This window comes from Actibacterium sp. D185-2 (assembly GCF_054954595.1).
Genome location: NZ_JBPWNX010000014.1, coordinates 61,814 through 77,735, shown reverse-complemented (window position 1 = coordinate 77,735; position 15,922 = coordinate 61,814). Strand labels below are relative to the sequence as shown.

The 15,922-nt window shown below is 61.7% G+C and carries 15 protein-coding genes and 1 pseudogene; 13 read left to right on the top strand and 3 right to left on the bottom strand.

Going from position 1 to position 15,922, the window contains the following annotated elements; genetic code table 11:
* Positions 1 to 286, bottom strand: a pseudogene (locus ACSR1C_RS16990) (ubiquitin family protein); the annotation flags it as partial.
* A 93-nt stretch (positions 287 to 379) separates the two neighbouring features.
* Between ACSR1C_RS16990 and ACSR1C_RS16985 the strand changes: the two are divergent.
* The 11 genes from ACSR1C_RS16985 (at position 380) to ACSR1C_RS16935 (ending at position 12,530) form a co-directional block, all read left to right on the top strand.
* Positions 380 to 2,551, top strand: a complete 2,172-nt coding sequence (locus ACSR1C_RS16985; protein WP_038068076.1) for a ParB/RepB/Spo0J family partition protein — start codon at positions 380 to 382, stop codon at positions 2,549 to 2,551.
* 126 nt (positions 2,552 to 2,677) lie between these two features.
* Entirely contained in the window at positions 2,678 to 3,058 is a 381-nt protein-coding gene (locus tag ACSR1C_RS16980; RefSeq protein ID WP_038068078.1) for a DUF3768 domain-containing protein, read from the top strand.
* 115 nt (positions 3,059 to 3,173) lie between these two features.
* Complete coding sequence (locus ACSR1C_RS16975; RefSeq protein ID WP_038068079.1) at positions 3,174 to 3,470, top strand: hypothetical protein; 297 nt, start codon at positions 3,174 to 3,176, stop codon at positions 3,468 to 3,470.
* Between the two features lie 77 nt (positions 3,471 to 3,547).
* Positions 3,548 to 3,931 (top strand): DUF6878 family protein, encoded by a 384-nt coding sequence (locus ACSR1C_RS16970; protein ID WP_038068105.1) that lies wholly within the window; start codon positions 3,548 to 3,550, stop codon positions 3,929 to 3,931.
* 1 nt (position 3,932) lies between these two features.
* The gene (locus tag ACSR1C_RS16965; RefSeq protein WP_038068081.1) at positions 3,933 to 4,409 is read left to right on the top strand and encodes a DUF6915 family protein; all 477 of its coding nucleotides are present in this window, start codon (positions 3,933 to 3,935) and stop codon (positions 4,407 to 4,409) included.
* Between the two features lie 105 nt (positions 4,410 to 4,514).
* A complete protein-coding gene (locus tag ACSR1C_RS16960) occupies positions 4,515 to 5,159 on the top strand; it encodes a hypothetical protein (RefSeq protein ID WP_038068083.1) in 645 nt (214 codons plus the stop codon).
* Positions 5,160 to 5,209: 50 nt separating this feature from the next.
* Positions 5,210 to 5,461 (top strand): type II toxin-antitoxin system ParD family antitoxin, encoded by a 252-nt coding sequence (locus ACSR1C_RS16955; RefSeq protein ID WP_009827037.1) that lies wholly within the window; start codon positions 5,210 to 5,212, stop codon positions 5,459 to 5,461.
* Positions 5,454 to 5,753 carry a type II toxin-antitoxin system RelE/ParE family toxin gene (locus ACSR1C_RS16950; protein ID WP_038068086.1) on the top strand — a complete coding sequence of 100 codons (300 nt, stop codon included), beginning with the start codon at positions 5,454 to 5,456 and terminating at the stop codon, positions 5,751 to 5,753. Before ACSR1C_RS16955 ends, ACSR1C_RS16950 begins: the two co-directional genes overlap by 8 nt.
* Before the next feature lie 126 nt (positions 5,754 to 5,879).
* Positions 5,880 to 10,277, top strand: coding sequence for a strawberry notch-like NTP hydrolase domain-containing protein (locus ACSR1C_RS16945; RefSeq protein ID WP_038068087.1), 4,398 nt, complete (start codon positions 5,880 to 5,882; stop codon positions 10,275 to 10,277).
* Entirely contained in the window at positions 10,274 to 11,320 is a 1,047-nt protein-coding gene (locus tag ACSR1C_RS16940; RefSeq protein ID WP_038068088.1) for a DUF7146 domain-containing protein, read from the top strand. The genes ACSR1C_RS16945 and ACSR1C_RS16940 overlap by 4 nt, the downstream gene beginning before the upstream one ends.
* Positions 11,321 to 11,618: 298 nt before the next feature.
* Positions 11,619 to 12,530, top strand: coding sequence for a DUF2493 domain-containing protein (locus ACSR1C_RS16935; protein WP_038068089.1), 912 nt, complete (start codon positions 11,619 to 11,621; stop codon positions 12,528 to 12,530).
* Between the two features lie 8 nt (positions 12,531 to 12,538).
* Here ACSR1C_RS16935 and ACSR1C_RS16930 read toward each other — a convergent pair whose 3' ends face one another.
* Together ACSR1C_RS16930 and ACSR1C_RS16925 are read right to left on the bottom strand one after the other, a co-directional pair.
* Positions 12,539 to 12,832 (bottom strand): helix-turn-helix domain-containing protein, encoded by a 294-nt coding sequence (locus tag ACSR1C_RS16930; RefSeq protein WP_038068090.1) that lies wholly within the window; start codon positions 12,830 to 12,832, stop codon positions 12,539 to 12,541.
* A complete protein-coding gene (locus tag ACSR1C_RS16925; RefSeq protein WP_038068091.1) occupies positions 12,829 to 13,170 on the bottom strand; it encodes a type II toxin-antitoxin system RelE/ParE family toxin in 342 nt (113 codons plus the stop codon). Before ACSR1C_RS16925 ends, ACSR1C_RS16930 begins: the two co-directional genes overlap by 4 nt.
* Before the next feature lie 636 nt (positions 13,171 to 13,806).
* Here ACSR1C_RS16925 and ACSR1C_RS16920 point away from each other — a divergent pair.
* Both ACSR1C_RS16920 and repA read left to right on the top strand, forming a co-directional pair.
* Complete coding sequence (locus tag ACSR1C_RS16920; protein WP_017470241.1) at positions 13,807 to 14,145, top strand: DUF736 domain-containing protein; 339 nt, start codon at positions 13,807 to 13,809, stop codon at positions 14,143 to 14,145.
* Positions 14,146 to 14,639: 494 nt separating this feature from the next.
* The gene (repA, locus tag ACSR1C_RS16915) at positions 14,640 to 15,851 is read left to right on the top strand and encodes a plasmid partitioning protein RepA (RefSeq protein WP_038069768.1); all 1,212 of its coding nucleotides are present in this window, start codon (positions 14,640 to 14,642) and stop codon (positions 15,849 to 15,851) included.
* Positions 15,852 to 15,922 lie beyond the last annotated feature (71 nt).

The window sequence follows — 15,922 nt, the reverse complement described above, 5'->3', positions numbered from 1 at the left end:
CTGCGGGGTCCTCTTGAACGCCTGACAGGCGCATGGATATCCAAATAGCAATGCGATCCGGGCCAATGCGGTCACCCGCGAACCAGCTGAGGTCGGCAGCCTCGATCAGGGCAAGCCTGTGCCGCCATCCTTCCGGGCTGCGCTTCAGGCGGTCGTCCAGCGCGCCGACGCGACCGGCCACACGGGCAAGACGCGCGGCATGACCCGCCTCTGCTTTCCGCCAATCGTCGAGGACCTCGCCTTCACGCAGTTCGGCCCGTGGTCCTGGTGGCAAGGTGATCCGCAATTGGAATAGAGCCAGAGAAAGGGAAGCCCGGGTGCCGGGCTTGAAAGGATAGAGAGAGTCTCATCCGGGTCCGGCGTGACAAGGACCCTGACCATGGCCAAGACCTCAACCCGCCCGAAACCCGCCACCGCGAAGAAAACCGGAGCCGCCGGATCGACCGCGACTGACGGCGCTACCGACATCCGTCTAATCCCGCTCGATCAACTGGAACCGAGCCCTCTCAACGTTCGAAAAGTTGCGGCAAGTGCCAGCGACGACGCTGAACTGCTCGCCAGCATCCGCGAGACAGGCATTAAGCAGAACCTGGTGGTTCATGTGTTGTCAGAGACACGATTTGCGGTCGATGCCGGCGGCCGTCGCCTCAAGGCGCTGAAGCAGCTTGCCGAAGACGGCGTGATCCCCTCAGACCACCCGGTGCCTTGCCTCGTCGAGGACGAGCGCAACGCCATCCTCACCTCTGCCACGGAGAACCTCCAGCGCGCTGCGATGCACCCAGCAGACCAGTTCGAGGCTTTTGAGGCGCTGATCGGTGAGGGTCGCACCGAGGACGAGATCGCGCTGAAATTCGGTGTCTCCGTCGACCTGGTGCGCCGCCGCCTCAAACTCGCCCGTGTCGCGCCCGAGATCATCGAACAGTTCCGTGCGGGTGGCCTTACCCTCGAATGCGTCATGGCCTTCACGCTGACAGACGATCATGATCGCCAGCTGGCGGTCTGGAACGCGGTGAAGGGTGGTTATCACATCCATCCCCAGAGCATCAAACGTCAGCTGACCGAGACTGCGCATTCGGCGAACTCCGCCCTGGGGCGCTTTGTCGGCATCGAGGCCTATGAGGCGGCGGGCGGGGTTCTGCTGCGCGATCTCTTTGACGATCGGGCCAGCGCCCATATGGAAAACCCCGAGCTCCTCGAGCGCCTCGCCATCGAGAAGCTGCAGGCTGCGGCCAAGACTTTTGAAGGGACGTGGAAATGGGTCGAGGTTCACCTCTCGGTCGACTACGGCGCATTTCGCAGTTTCGGGCGGGTCTATCCGCAGGATATCGACCCTGATCCGGACCTGCTAGCCGAGGAGGAAAGTCTTATCGCACGCGAGGAAGAACTGGCGGCGCAGAATGACGGCGAGGATTGGACCGACGCTGAAACGGAAGAATACTACGCGATCGAGCCGCGCCTGCGCGAGATTGAGGCCTTGCAGCGAGAGCGGCAGCCTTTTGCAGACGCTGATCGCGCCATCGCCGGTGTGGTTCTGACCATCGGTCATGGCGGGGCACTGCGCGTCGAGAAAGGCCTCGTGCGTCCCGAAGATATTCCTGCGGCACCCGAGCCCGAAGAGGTCACCACGGATGCGGGTGATGCCCCATCCCCTGCCCGCCCGCACGTGACGCCGCCGACCTCCTCGACACCGGTGCCGACTTCCGATCCGGCCGCGACTTTGCGCAAGGCGGACGGTATTTCGGCGAGCCTGGCCGACGATCTCCGGGCCACGCGCCAGCACATTCTGCGGGCACATCTGGCGGCGGATTTCGAGGTGGCGTTCGATGCGATGCTCTACGCGCTCTGCGAACAAGCATTGGGGCGGTCCTACAACAACGAGGCGCTCGACATCTCGATCCGGCCCTTCCAGGCGCAAAACCGCGAGGTACTGCATGCGGATACCGTCGCCCAGAAAATGCTCGAGGCGCTGGAACAGGACCTCGCCACCGACTGGATGACCTTGGAGAAACCAGAGGACTTCCAGGCGATGTCGGCGCTGCCTCTTGCCGACAAGCAAGCGCTTTTCGCCTGGGCGACGGGTCTGGCAGTCAAGCCGCAGCTTTCCTCCGACAATCGCCCCTCCCCGATCATCGAGGAGATCGGCGGGCGGCTTGACGTCGATGTGGCGGCATGCTGGCGCCCGACCGCGCAGAACTACTGGGGTCGGGTCAACAAGGGCCATGCCGTGGCCACGGCGCGCAAACTGATTGGTGACGATTACGCCGAGGATCGCAATCGCGAGCGCAAGGGCGATATCGCAGCCGCGATGGAACGGGCTTTCGCGGAAACGGCCGGCGAGACGGAAGGCTTCGACGCCGCAACGGTTGCCAGGACGACGCGCTGGCTGCCTGACGGGCTGCTGTTTGCCGGTGCGACGGAGGCCGGTGCCGACTTGGGCAACGATGCGCCGGAGGCCGAGGAGGGGGATTTGTCCGCCGAAGATTCTCTGACCGACGCCGAGAGCGATGAACCGTCGTCCTTGCCCGCCTTCCTGAGCGAGGATGCGGCCTGACGCGGCGAAGACCGATCTGATCACGACATGAACTTTGGGCCGCCCTCGCGCAGAGGGCGGCCCTTTCCCGCTGACGGGTTTCACGCAGCCGGTGTCGGATCGGCTGGCCCGTCCCGGAGATATCCCATGACCACCACACTCGATCTCGATCCCGTCAAGGAAGCCGCACTGATTGCCGCTCATAATGATGCCTTTCGCCGCTCCATCCTCGGGACCACCCCCTCCGTCGATGCGCCGCAGGGCCAGTTCGTCATGACGCGCGGCGTTTCAGCACTTGGGCCTGAAGCCCAGCTTGTTCTCACCCGCCGCGTTGCTTCGTTTGATGCGTTCAACGCTGACAGCGATCCTCATGGCTGGCACGAGATGGGGGTCATCGACCTCGATGGCACGACAGTCTGGTTCAAGCTCGACCTGTTCGACACCGACTACATGTACGGCTCGCCCGAGCCATCCGACCCGGAACAAACGCGCCGGGTCCTGACCCTGCTTCTGCCGTCGGAATACTGACGCCCCTCTTCACCAACATCTCCTCGGACCGTCCTTGCACCAAGGGCGGTCCTTTCGCGCTGGCGGGTTCCAAGGGGCGCGATACCCGCGTCCCGCCCGCCGCAGGAGACCAGAGATGGCCAAGACACTCGACTACCAGATCACCCTCTATCCCGCACATCGCGATGGCGCCTTCGTTGTTACCCAGTTCCAGATGCTGGCGAGCTACCCCGAGAAGCGCATTCAAGCCGCGGGCATGGACGACCTGATCGACCAGGTGACGCAGTTCGCGATGGAGCACGGCGAGAGCTGCAGCGCCTCGGTGCGCTGTCTCGCCCCGCGCAAACCGCCGGGGTTCAAGCGCGCGACCGACAACCTCTATTTCAACCTGGTTGACCGGACGGCTGAGCAGCGCGGCGCGGCGGCAGCCTGAAGCCCCGCAGGAAACTTCCTGGGCGACCTCGCGTAATGGTCGCCCTCCCCTTTCCTCAATTCCAAAGGATCAAAGACATGACACAAGAGACTGATTTCTACGCGCAGATACTAGAATCCCAGAGGCGTGCTGCCGAACAGCGGGTAGAAACCCGCGCGGCGCTTCTTTCCGAACTGCGCACCCTCGGCGTAACGAACATCGAGGTGCAATACGAAGGCTACGGCGATTCCGGCAATGTCGAGGATGTCGTTGTGACCCCTGACACGATCACCCTGACGGAAGAGCTGCGGCGCCGGGCCGAAGATTTCGGCTGGGACTTTGCCTATGCGCTGAGCCCTGGGTTTGAGAACAACGAGGGCGGCTATGGCGAACTCACCTGGGCGCTCGAGACCGACAAGATCGATGTCAGCCACTCGAACCGCTATATCGAAACCAATACCACCGAACATGAAGGGCTCTGACATGGCACATCCCCTCCACCACGCCGAAAGCTCTGCCCGAAAATTCGGCGGTGTTCCAGACGACTATCAGTTCGTGCATGACTGGTTTGACTCATCCAAAGAGCACCTAGGCCTTTTCGTTCACAGAGCCCAAAAACACCATACCGTCGGGATCTATGATGCCGAGCGGGTGTTCGGTCGCAGCCTGACCAACAGCGCGGGCCGGGTCGTCCCGATCCGCTGGATTGGCGAGCAGCATGTGCGCGAAGATTGCCAGGGACGTATCCCTTCGCTGGTAGACTGGCTCGGGCGCATTCAGCCGGAGCCGTGGATGGCCAATGGCCGGATCGACAACGACCCGACGCAGATCGGCAGCGATCCGCGCGCGGTCTGGATCGAGGCGGTGGCCTATCACCAGACCATTCTCGGGTTTGAGGATTGGCTTCTCAAGGTCTCGGTCGAGCACGTCCAGCATCGCCAGAACCGCGCCGCCGCCTGATCCACTGGGCGGCACATTCACCAACCATCTGATCCCATCCAGATCGACCCGCCTGAGCCCCAATCGGCTTGGCGGGTCGATTTCGTTTCAAGAAAGGATATCGACATGCAAGACCCTGTCTACGAGGAGGCCTACCAAGGCCACGTCATCAAGATCTATCACGACCCCGATTCTGAGAGCCCAAGGGAGTGGTCCAACCTCGGAGCGCTGATCTGTTGGCACCACCGATACCGGCTGGGGGACAGCCACCGGTTCGACTGCCCCGAGGCGTTCCTGCGAGATCTTGCGGGCGTCTCGGATCAGAGCGATCTCTCACTGGATCGCCTCCGCGAGCGCGCCGAGCGCAAGGCAATCATCTTGCCCGTGTATCTCTACGACCATTCCGGCCTCGCGATGAACACCATCGGGTTCCATTGTCCGTGGGATTCCGGCCAAGTTGGCTTCGTATACGTAACGCTCGAAACGGTTCGAAAGGAGTTCGGCGCGAAGCGAGTCACCAAGGCGATGCGCGAAAAGGCCAAGGACATTCTGCGCGCTGAGATCGTCACCTTCGATGCCTACCTCGGCGGACGGGTTTATGGCTATGTCGTCGAGCGTGACGGTGAAGAGATCGACGCCTGTTGGGGGTTCTTCGAGCACTATAAGCTGGACTGCCTGTCCGAGGCTCGGGCGGTTGTAGATCCTCTGATTTTGCGAGAGGTACAAAGACCCGCCGCTGCGGAACAGGGCGCAAGCCCACCCCCGAGTTGAAACGCCCACAATACTCATATATCTTATTCATGCGTATTACGGAGGTGAGCATGGCAAGCACAAGCGTCACACTTGGCCCCCATTGGGACGAATTCATCGCCCTGATGCTTAAAGAGGGGCGTTACGGGTCAACCAGCGAGTTGATCCGCGCCTCTCTGCGCCTGATGGAGGAGCAGGAAGGTCAGCGGGCGCGGCTTCGCGTTGCGCTGATGGAGGGCAAACAATCCGGTGACGCCGGTCCGCTTGACATGGATGAGATCAAGCGCGACGCGCGGAGCCGCTCTGGCGCTTCTGATGCGTGACATTCATCACTCTCAGGCGGCAAAATCCGATCTCCTCGACATCTGGGTCGAGACCGACCGACAGTGGGGCGAGGCGCAGGCGGATCGTTATCTCGACGACATCGAGCGTGCCCTGCAGGGATTGATCGCCAATCCTCAAATTGGGTCTGACTGTTCCGATCTCTTGCAGGGTGCGCGCAAACTGATCACGGGTCGGCACCTCGTGTTCTACGAGGTGGACCCGGACAGGATCTTCGTGATCCGGGTCCTGCATCAGTCCATGGATGTGCCGCGGCATCTGCGGCCGTTCTGACACCGGTCAAACACGCAGCGGGGCATTGCCATGAAAGAGCAAGAGGCAGGGCGGGAGGGGTGACCCCTCCCGGGTGAGAGAGTGCGCGCGGGGCTTGGGGCCAACCCTCAACCCCGGAGATTGCCGATGAACGCTCACCCCCATTCCGTCCAACTTGCAACCGAGCCCGACGCCCCTGCCCTGCCAGAGGCTCCGGGCTTCGCCCAACACCTGATGCAGGTTGCGAAAGCCCTCGTCCCCCTGTTCGAGGCGGGCAGGTCCATCGACGCCGCCGCCCTTCGCACTGCGATGGAGCAAGCCTTCGGTGCCAGCGACACCAGCGGCTCCTGGATCTGGAAGGATGCTTACGAAGCCGCAGAGGTCGCCCAGATCCTGATGCTCGCGCGCTATGGCGCGCTGATGCAACGTCAGGCCGCCTCGCCGCACGCCTTCCTCACCATGATCGAGCGTCTCGCCGGTCTGGCCCCCTCCCACACGCGGCGTTCAGAAGACAGCGTACGCTTGCAACAATTCTCAACCCCCATGCCCCTCGCGGCCATTGTCGCCCAGGCTGCGGGGTTTCGCGTCGACGATCTGGTGCTCGAACCTTCGGCCGGCACCGGCATGCTGGCGATCTTCGCCCGGATTGCGGGCGCGCGGCTGGCGCTCAACGAATTTGCGGAAACCCGCCGCGCATTGCTGGGACATCTGTTTCCGGAGGCTGTTGTCACGGAACACGACGCTGCCTCGATCGATGACCGGCTAATTCGCTCGATCACGCCCTCGGTCATTGTGATGAACCCGCCCTTCTCTGCCGCCAACCATGTCGAAGGCCGATTTCGACAGGCGACTAGTCAACATGTGCTTTCCGCCTTGGCGCGCCTCGCGCCGGGTGGGCGGCTTGTCGTCATCACCGGCGAGAGCTTCCGCCACTCGACGAAATCCTTTCAGTCGACGTTTCAGCGGATCGCACAAAGCGCCGATGTGGTATTTTCCGCCGCTATCGACGGCAAGGTCTTTGCGCGGCATGGCACCACGATCGACACGCGGCTGACGGTGATCGACAAGCGTGCGACTGGCGCTGATGAGATCGCATCGGTCGAAAGCGAGGCCGTCTACCATCCGATCTGCGCGACCACGGGTGAACTTCTCGCGTCAGTTCTGACCCATTGCCCGGTGCGCCGCAGCCCTCCACCCTGCCCAACCAGCACAGCCCTGTCGGCTCCGACCGCTTCGACCCGCACCAACCTGCAGGCCCTGCGCAATGCCGCGCGCAAGGAAACCCGTGCCCTTGCCGAAGAACGCGCAAGGCACCCGTTTGACGATATCGCGACGGCCCCGATCGACTACCTGCCGAAGGCTTGGAGCCAACCCGACGGCACGCTGCAGGACACGGTCTACGAGGCCTATGACCTTCAGGCGATCAGGATCGATGGCGCGGCGGAACATCCGACCGCGCTGGTGCAATCCACCGCTATGGCCTCGGTGCCGCCGCCCGTGCCGACCTATCGTCCCATCCTGCCGAAGAACCTCGTTCAGGACGGCCTTCTTTCTGCGCCGCAGCTGGAAAGTGTCATCTATGCGGGCAACGCGCATGAGACGCATCTCAAGGGCTGGTTCAAGCGCGGCGAGATCGAAGGCCAGTTGATGGCGGCGGCCGAGGGCGACGAAGGCGCGTTTCGCCTGCGCAAGGGCTGGTTCCTGGGTGACGGCACCGGCTGCGGCAAGGGGCGGCAGGTCGCGGGCATCATCCTCGACAACTGGCTGCAGGGACGCCGACGGGCGGTCTGGGTCTCGAAGAGCGACAAGCTCATCGAGGATGCGCGGCGCGACTGGATGGCGCTTGGGGGGCGCGAGATCGATATCGTGCCACTGTCGAAATTCCGCCAGGGGAGCGATATCCGTCTCCCAGAGGGCATCCTCTTCGTCACCTATGCCACCCTGCGTTCTGCTGAACGCGACGGGAAAGCCTCCCGCCTCGATCAGGTGACGTCCTGGCTTGGCGAGGGGTTCAACGGGGTCATCGCTTTCGACGAAAGCCACGCCATGGCGAATGCCGCCGGCGAAAAGTCCGACCGCGGCGACAAAAAGGCCTCCCAGCAGGGTCTTGCGGGCCTCGCGTTGCAAAACGCGGTTCCGGATGCGCGGGTGCTCTACGTCTCGGCCACCGGCGCGACGGTCGTCGGCAATCTCGCCTATGCTTCCCGCCTTGGCCTTTGGGGCACCGGGGATTTTCCCTTCGTGACAAGGCCTGAGTTTGTCGCCGCGATGGAGGCCGGGGGAATTGCGGCCATGGAGATGATCTCGCGCGACCTGAAGGCGCTCGGGCTTTATCTGGCACGCTCGCTCTCCTATGCCGGGGTCGAGTACGAAATGCTGGTGCATGAGCTGACGCCCGCACAGATCGCGATCTATGACAGCTATGCCGACGCCTACCAGATCATCCACACCAACTTGGAGGCCGCCCTTCAGGCCTCGGGTATTTCCTCCGAGACCGGTACGCTGAACCCTCAGGCGAAATCCGCTGCGCGCTCGGCCTTCGAGAGCAACAAGCAGCGTTTCTTCAATCATCTCATCACCGCCATGAAATGCCCCTCGCTGATCCGCTCTATCGAGGCGGACCTCGCGGCGGGGCATTCTGCAGTGATCCAGGTGGTTTCGACCAGCGAAGCGGTGATGGAACGGCGACTCGAGGATATCCCGCCTTCGGAGTGGGATGATCTGCAGGTCGATTTTACGCCCAGGGAGAACATCATGGATTACCTGATGCACTCCTTCCCGACGCAACTCTTCGAGCCCTACACCGACGAGAACGGCGATCTGCGCTCGCGCCTTGCCCTCGATGGCGATGGCAACCCGATCATCTGCCGCGAGGCGGAGCGGCGGCGGGACGATCTTGTCCAGCATCTGGGTGCCCTCGCCCCGGTGCAGGGCGCGCTCGACCAGATCCTCTGGCATTTCGGCGGGGAGGCGGTGGCCGAGGTCACCGGACGCAAGCGGCGCATCGTAAAAACGCGTGAGGGGCGGCTCAAGGTCGAGAACCGCCCCGCCTCCTCCAACCTCGGCGAGACGCAGGCCTTCATGGATGAAGCCAAGCGCATCCTGATCTTCTCCGATGCCGGTGGCACCGGGCGCAGCTACCACGCCGATCTTGGGGCAAAGAACCAGCGCCTCCGGGTGCATTACCTCCTGGAACCCGGCTGGAAGGCCGACAATGCGATCCAGGGGCTGGGGCGTACCAACCGCACCAATCAGGCGCAACCACCGCTCTTTCGACCCGTTGCGACCAATGTGAAGGGGGAGAAGCGGTTTCTTTCCACCATCGCGCGTCGCCTCGACACGCTGGGGGCGATCACCAAGGGGCAACGCGAGACGGGCGGCCAGAACATGTTCCGCGCAGAGGACAATCTCGAAAGCCCCTACGCCCGCGCTGCGCTGCGCCAGTTCTTCTACAAGCTGCGGGCGGGCAAGATCGATGCCTGCTCCTACGCGAAGTTTCAGGAGATGACCGGGCTGACGCTCGATGAGGTGGATGGCACGATGAAAGAGAATCTGCCGCCGATCCAGCAGTTCCTGAATCGCTGCCTTGCGCTGAGGATCGACATGCAGGACGCGATCTTTGAGGCCTTCGGCGGGTTTCTTTCGGCAATCATCGAGGACGCGCGCCAGGCAGGCACGCTCGATATCGGTCTCGAAACCTTGCGCGCGGAGAAGTTCGAGATCGTCGATCGCAAGGTGATCTTCGAGCACGAGGCGACGGGCGCAACGGCGACCGCGCTGACCGTCGAGCGCACCGATCGCAATGATCCGCTGACCCTGCCCCGGGTCAAAGCCATCTGCTCCGATACAAAAGGTGCGACGCTCTGCTGGAACACCTCCTCCAAACGCGCGGCCCTGATGGTGAAGGCGCCGGCCTTCATGGACGAGGATGGTGTGCCAATCCTTCGGGTGAAGCTCTTGCGGCCCATGGCCACCGAGATCCTCGCGCTGACCGAGTTCTCGAAATCGCACTGGGAAGAGATCGATGATGCCATGTTCGAACAGCTCTGGCAGGCCGAGGTTGACGCGGTGCCGGAGTTCACCACCTCGAAGATCACGCTGATCTGCGGCCTCCTTCTGCCGATCTGGGATCGGCTTCCCGCTGACAACATGCGCATCTACCGCCTGCAGACCGAGGATGGGGAACGCGCCATCGGCCGTCTTGTCAGCCAAGAGCAGCTTCTCAATGTCTACGCGCGGCTCGGCCTCGATTGTCAGATCGAGATGAAACCGCAGGAGGTCTTCGCCGCGGTGATGGAAGCCAGAACGACCCTGAACCTCCTCGGCGGCTATCAGCTGCGCCGGTCGCTGGTCATGGGGCAGCCGAGGCTTGAGCTGATAGGTGCTTCAGGCGCGGCCCTGCCCGGACTGAAGGCAATGGGCTGTTTCACGGAAGTGATCCAGTGGAAGACGCGGGTGTTCATTCCGGTCGACGGCATCGAGGTGCTGACACGGATCCTTGCCGAGCATCCGGTTGGCGCCGGCACATCGGAGGCCGCCGCATGAGCGCGCGCCACAGTATCGCGGACCTCTCGGCCGATCTGGCAGACCATGCCGAGAGTTTCTGCCGCCAGTATTTCCCCGAGGGGCGCAAGCTGGGTAATTATTGGCAGGTCGGCGACACGTCCGGTGCAAAGGGCCAGAGCCTCGCCATCCGTCTGCAGGCGCAGGGTGGTCGTAAAGCCGGGTCCTGGCAAGATTTCGCGACGGGTGAATATGGCGACCTGATCGACCTGCTGCACGAGCGGCTCGGTTCAACCACGTTGAAGGAAACGCTGAGAGCAGCCCGATCCTTTCTCGGCGAAGCTCCCTGCCCTGCCGTACCTCGAGACACCCAAAGGGCTGAGCGCCCGGATGCAGCCTCCAGCAAACGCATCGCGCGGGCGCGCAAACTTTTCGCCGCGGGCAAGCCGGTCCTTGGAACCCTCGCCGCCACCTATCTGCAAGGGCGCGGCATCACGCGCTTCGGTCCCGCGATCCGCTATCACCCACGGGTCTTCCTCAGGCAGGGCGAGGACGGCGCCGATCCGCCGGAACGGGCCCCTGCCCTACTCGCAAAGATCACCGACAATCGGGGTCAGATCACCGGATGCGCAAGGGTCTATCTCGACCCGTCCACCGGCGGTTTGGCCGAGATCGAGAGCCCGAAACGGATCCTCGGGCAGCTGCACGGCCATGCCATCCGCTTCTGGTCCGGCTCACCTCGCAGCGATCTCATCGTCGGCGAAGGGCTCGAGAACACCCTCTCGGTCGGAACCGCCCTGCCAGAATTCGACCTCGCCTCCTGTCTCACCGCCACCCATCTCGGCCTCTTCATCCCGCCGCCGGGGATCACGCGCATCTGGATCGTGCGAGACAATGACGAAGCTGGACGTAACGCATCAACGAGATTTCGTAACCAATTGGAATCTATTGGAATTGCCTGTGGTGATCTCGTGCCGAACATGGGCGATTTCAACGACGATCTGCGGGCTTTTGGCAAGGATGCGCTGCGCCGCTCCCTGCTCGAGGCCATGAAAACACAAGGTCTGGAGATCGAGGACGGCTGACCGCCAACCTCCCCGGGGATGTCCGACTGGGCAAAGGGTCCGCAGGTTCGATCTGATCCCGTTTGGAAAAGGGGAGCGATGGACCGGCGGGTCGGGGCTGAGTGCCCCTCGCCCGGGCAGCAATGCGCCCCGAACCAGAAAATTCCCCTGAGCCTTCGGCTCATTCCTCGCGGGAACAATTTTCCGGCCCGCGGCGCATTCTCCGCTGCGCTCCGATCCTGACGGATGCGGCCCGGTCGCCGCCGGTCCTGGTATCGCCCCATCCAAATCGGGTCAGATCAAACAGAGGAACCAGACAATGCCCCATCAGACAGACATCCAAGAGGAAACCGGCGTCACCTCCGCCATCCTCGACCACCTGGCACTTCACGGCGCAACACCGGGACCCGGCGAGACCGATCACCGCCCCCTGCCCCAACCTGATGAGGTCGATCTCGCCATGGCGACCCTCTTCGACACCACCATCGGCCTCCTCACCGGCAGCCAATTGGAAGACAATCTCGAAGAGATGCTCTGGTCCCTCACCTCGATCTTCCATCGCCGGCTGACCCATATCCAGAAGCTCCTCGACGACAACGAATTCGAGGTCCGGGAAAGTCTGGCAATCCAGGACGGCTCCGAGGTCGCCTCGGTCGAGCTCGAGCGCCTCCAGATGATCGGGCTCAAGCTCTGGGACCATCGTGACGCCTTCGAACAGATGCGCGATCTGGCCGTGGACCACTTCTCGGCCGCCACCGGTTCACCCTGGCTGCCCCGCACCGGATCAAAGGTCTCCCATCGCGGTCTCACCTCCGCCGTGGTGGACAGCCGGGCCTATCTCTCGGCCAAGCGCCGCAAGGAGACCGAGGTACACTGCCCCGAAGGCACGCGGATCGCTTTCTCGGGCGGGGACTATCAGGCTTACGATCTGATCTGGTCCGTCCTCGATGCCACCCATGCGAAATACCCCGACATGGTGCTCTTGCACGGAGGCACGCCCAAGGGCGCCGAGATGATCGCGGCCCGCTGGGCAGATACCCGTGGCGTCACCCAGGTGGTCTTCAAGCCCGACTGGAAGAACCACGGCAAGGCCGCCCCCTTCAAGCGCAACGACAAGATGCTCGAGACCATGCCGCAGGGTCTGATTGCCACGCCCGGTTCGGGCATCACCGAGAACATCGTCGACAAGGCCCGCAAGCTCGGAATCCGCATCAAGAGGATCGGGGCTTAGGCCCCGGTTCACGCCCCGCGCAAGAGGTCCTGTACGACGGAAGGCTTCTTGGCGATCAATGCCAGCAGAACCTGTGCTGGGCCTGTCGGGTGCCGGCGCCCGTGTTCCCAGTTCAGGAGCGTACCTTTCGCGACGCCAATGCTCTTCGCAAACTCGGCCTGGGACAGGCCCGTCCGTTGCCGGACTTCGGCGACATCGACCTCCGCCACGGACACTTCATGCACTTTGGCGTCGGCCAAATCACCATTCGCGAAGGCCAGAGCCTCTTCGAGGCCCTTGGATACGGATTCAAATGCACTCATGTTGCGTCTCCATATTTCGCGACAAGCGCCTTGCTCATCTCTACCGCAGCAGCCTGTTCGGTCTTTGACAGGTTGGCTTTCTCATTCTTGGCGAAGACCGTGATCAGAAAGATCGGCATATGGGTCCCGCCAAAGACATACACCGTCCTGAAGCCGCCGCTCTTGCCGCTCCCCTCTCTCGGAATGCGGACCTTGCGCAGCCCGCCGCCGAGAGAGATGCCCGCTTCCGGATTGGCGGCAATGAAGTTGATCGCCGCCTCACGTTCCTGGTCCGACATGATTGCCTTGGCGCGCCTTTGGAATTCGGGCAGTTCGACCACTGTTTGCAATCGCGTCATGTTAAGTTCCATATAGGTTTCGGCGGCGTATGTGTCAATGACGTATAGCATGCACACTGGAAGGGCAAGTCAGCGACGGTTGCACGAGTCAGGCAGTATGCCCTTTCAGTTGGTTGCGGCGACCAATGGCCAAGTGTCCTGTCGTATGTATTGACCGAACCGACCAGCCGGGCTCTCATTTCGGGCGATTGGATGGTTGCGGTGTCACGTGACGACCCGGCCTTTCGTTCCACGCTCTGACCGCCTCGAGTACTCATCTGCATCGTGGGCGCTTTCGCGAAGACAATGGGCGCGGTAGTGATCCTGTGGATGCGACTTTGACGTCTGGGTTTTGTCTTATCAGCGATCAGTTTAGAAGGGTGCCAAGGTCCCTGGCATCTCCCTCGTCTGTTCACTCACCTTCCTTCGTGGCCCCCGCACTTCTCCCTTTGTCTGAGTTGCATGACATGCTGGTCGCAGCTGTCGTCCCGTCCACAAAGGTTGTCGCCGATCTTTTTCCCCTGACCCTGCGGGCCATTCCTCGCGGAGCAAAAAGACCGGCGCCTGCCCCTCTCCGCTGCGCTTCGCCTTCGGTGTGGCCGGGCCTTGGCCAGCTGCAAGGTGACCATCATTGCAACGCAAACAAGGAGAAGAGCAATGACCACGAACTGCATCAAATTCACCAGCGCCGACATCGAAACCGCCAAGGGCGTCGGCTCCATCTCGACCCTGACCTTCGACCTCGACATCACGGTCGAACCCGTCGCGAGCACGAACCCGATGGCCCCCACGCACCGCGTCCTCGGCCGCTCCCCGCGCGGCAAGCTGGTCGAGTGCGGCGGCATCTGGAAGAAGCAGAACAAGGAGACCGGCGCTGACTACTACACGCTGACCATCCGCGACCATGGCTTCAACGCCAACCTCGGCAAGGCCGCGAACCAGGACGATCTGTCCCTGCAGGCCGTCATCCCCTGGGGGCCGAAAGACGCCGCGTGACGCAAAGAATCGGCTGGGGCAACCCAGCCGATTTCCGCTGCCTTCTAGGCCCCCGAAACGACTTGGTTATATGTTGGTCTGCCGTGATTGAAGAGCGGAACGGCAGCAAATGATCATAGTCCGTTTGTAAGGCCCGGCCGATACTGTTCGTTTTGGCACCCTAGGTTTCGAGGTGCTGTCGGGCGTTTCGAGTCCTAGATCTGCATGTGTTTTGACAGCCGTGCAGTCGCATAAATTCAAAATAAAACAGATGGTTACAGAGGTATCGCCGCGAGACATGACCCAATATCTGCGTCGAAGATGTCGCTATTGTCCCTATATATTGAGTCGCGGTGTTCCGTGATCGCTACAGGTTGTCGCCGCATCTAAACCGCCTGGTGCATCGAGTGGGTTCGAACCTCTGGGTGAAAATCGTTGTTAAGACTCATTTTTCCGTGTAGATGACACTTTAAAGAGCGAAATCGCTGAAAAAGCGATATTTAGAGGGCAGGCGGATGCGAGATAGGTCATTCAAGGCTGATACGAAGGATCAACCCTTCGACGAGATCATCCTTCAGCAGGGAGAGTTGATTTCTGACCGTCTCAATATGTTGCGGCAAGAACAGTATCCTCCAGATGCCCAGAAAGGTCTACGTCAGTTTTCGCTGGCGGAGGTTGCCTACTATCTTGGCGTAACCCAGTCGACCATCAAGAAGCTTCACCTCGAGGGCAAAGGCCCCGAGCCTGAAACGTCGTCATCCGGAAGGCGTAGCTACTCTGCGGAGCAGATGCTCGAGCTGAGAGCTTATCTGGACAAACATGGTCGGCCCGGCAAGCGTCGATATGTGCCCTACCGACAGCCAGGCGAAGAGTTGCACGTTGTGTCTGTCGTGAACTTCAAAGGGGGCAGCGGAAAGACCACCACCGCAGCTCATCTCGCTCAGCATTTGGCGCTGAAGGGGCATCGCGTTCTTGCGATCGACTTGGATCCTCAAGCTTCGCTGACAGCTTTGCACGGTATTCAGCCTGAACTCGACAACGTGCCATCGTTGTATGAGACACTACGGTATGATGACGAGCGCAAGCCCATCTCCGAAGTAATCCGACCGACAAACTTTCCAAATCTGGATATCGTTCCGGCAAGCCTCGAACTGCAAGAGTACGAATATGATACCCCGGTTGCACTGACGAGCAGCGACCCCCATGAGGGCCGAACCTTCTTCACTCGGATATCCAAAGCGCTCGGCGAGGTTGATGAGCGCTATGATGTGGTCGTAATCGACTGCCCCCCTCAGTTGGGCTACCTGACGCTCACCGCTCTGACGGCCTCATCTTCGGTGATTGTGACCGTCCATCCTCAGATGCTGGACGTCATGTCGATGAGCCAGTTTCTTCTGATGTTGGGCGGGATCATGAAGACGATCCGTGACGCTGGAGCGAACATGCGCCTGAAGTGGTTCCGTTACCTCGTAACGCGATTTGAACCGACGGACGGCCCCCAAAAGCAGATGGTCGGGTTCCTCCAGGCAATGTTTCCAAATCAGATGCTGTCGGCTCCAGTGTTGAAATCGACCGCGATATCCGACGCAGGGATCACGAAGCAGACGCTCTACGAAGTCGAGCGGTCGCAGTTTGTCCGGACCACCTATGATCGCGCTGTCACTTCTTTGAACGACGTGAACGACGAGATCGCAGAGCTGATTCACAAGGCCTGGGGGCGCGAATGACCGACATTTTGACAGCCGTGCAGATCTCCGATTTTGACAGCCTTGCAACTGATCGGATGAGCGCAGAGCGT

Bases quoted from the DNA above. Each gene is read 5' to 3' on its own strand.
- ACSR1C_RS16930 (WP_038068090.1), bottom strand. From the start codon at position 12,832: ATGAGTGCATTTGAATCCGTATCCAAGGGCCTCGAAGAGGCTCTGGCC.
- ACSR1C_RS16945 (WP_038068087.1), top strand. From the start codon at position 5,880: ATGAACGCTCACCCCCATTCCGTCCAACTTGCAACCGAGCCCGACGCC.
- ACSR1C_RS16950 (WP_038068086.1), top strand. From the start codon at position 5,454: ATGCGTGACATTCATCACTCTCAGGCGGCAAAATCCGATCTCCTCGAC.
- ACSR1C_RS16970 (WP_038068105.1), top strand. From the start codon at position 3,548: ATGACACAAGAGACTGATTTCTACGCGCAGATACTAGAATCCCAGAGG.
- ACSR1C_RS16955 (WP_009827037.1), top strand. From the start codon at position 5,210: ATGGCAAGCACAAGCGTCACACTTGGCCCCCATTGGGACGAATTCATC.
- ACSR1C_RS16985 (WP_038068076.1), top strand. From the start codon at position 380: ATGGCCAAGACCTCAACCCGCCCGAAACCCGCCACCGCGAAGAAAACC.
- ACSR1C_RS16975 (WP_038068079.1), top strand. From the start codon at position 3,174: ATGGCCAAGACACTCGACTACCAGATCACCCTCTATCCCGCACATCGC.
- ACSR1C_RS16935 (WP_038068089.1), top strand. From the start codon at position 11,619: ATGCCCCATCAGACAGACATCCAAGAGGAAACCGGCGTCACCTCCGCC.
- ACSR1C_RS16940 (WP_038068088.1), top strand. From the start codon at position 10,274: ATGAGCGCGCGCCACAGTATCGCGGACCTCTCGGCCGATCTGGCAGAC.
- ACSR1C_RS16960 (WP_038068083.1), top strand. From the start codon at position 4,515: ATGCAAGACCCTGTCTACGAGGAGGCCTACCAAGGCCACGTCATCAAG.
- ACSR1C_RS16925 (WP_038068091.1), bottom strand. From the start codon at position 13,170: ATGACGCGATTGCAAACAGTGGTCGAACTGCCCGAATTCCAAAGGCGC.
- repA (WP_038069768.1), top strand. From the start codon at position 14,640: ATGCGAGATAGGTCATTCAAGGCTGATACGAAGGATCAACCCTTCGAC.
- ACSR1C_RS16920 (WP_017470241.1), top strand. From the start codon at position 13,807: ATGACCACGAACTGCATCAAATTCACCAGCGCCGACATCGAAACCGCC.
- ACSR1C_RS16980 (WP_038068078.1), top strand. From the start codon at position 2,678: ATGACCACCACACTCGATCTCGATCCCGTCAAGGAAGCCGCACTGATT.
- ACSR1C_RS16965 (WP_038068081.1), top strand. From the start codon at position 3,933: ATGGCACATCCCCTCCACCACGCCGAAAGCTCTGCCCGAAAATTCGGC.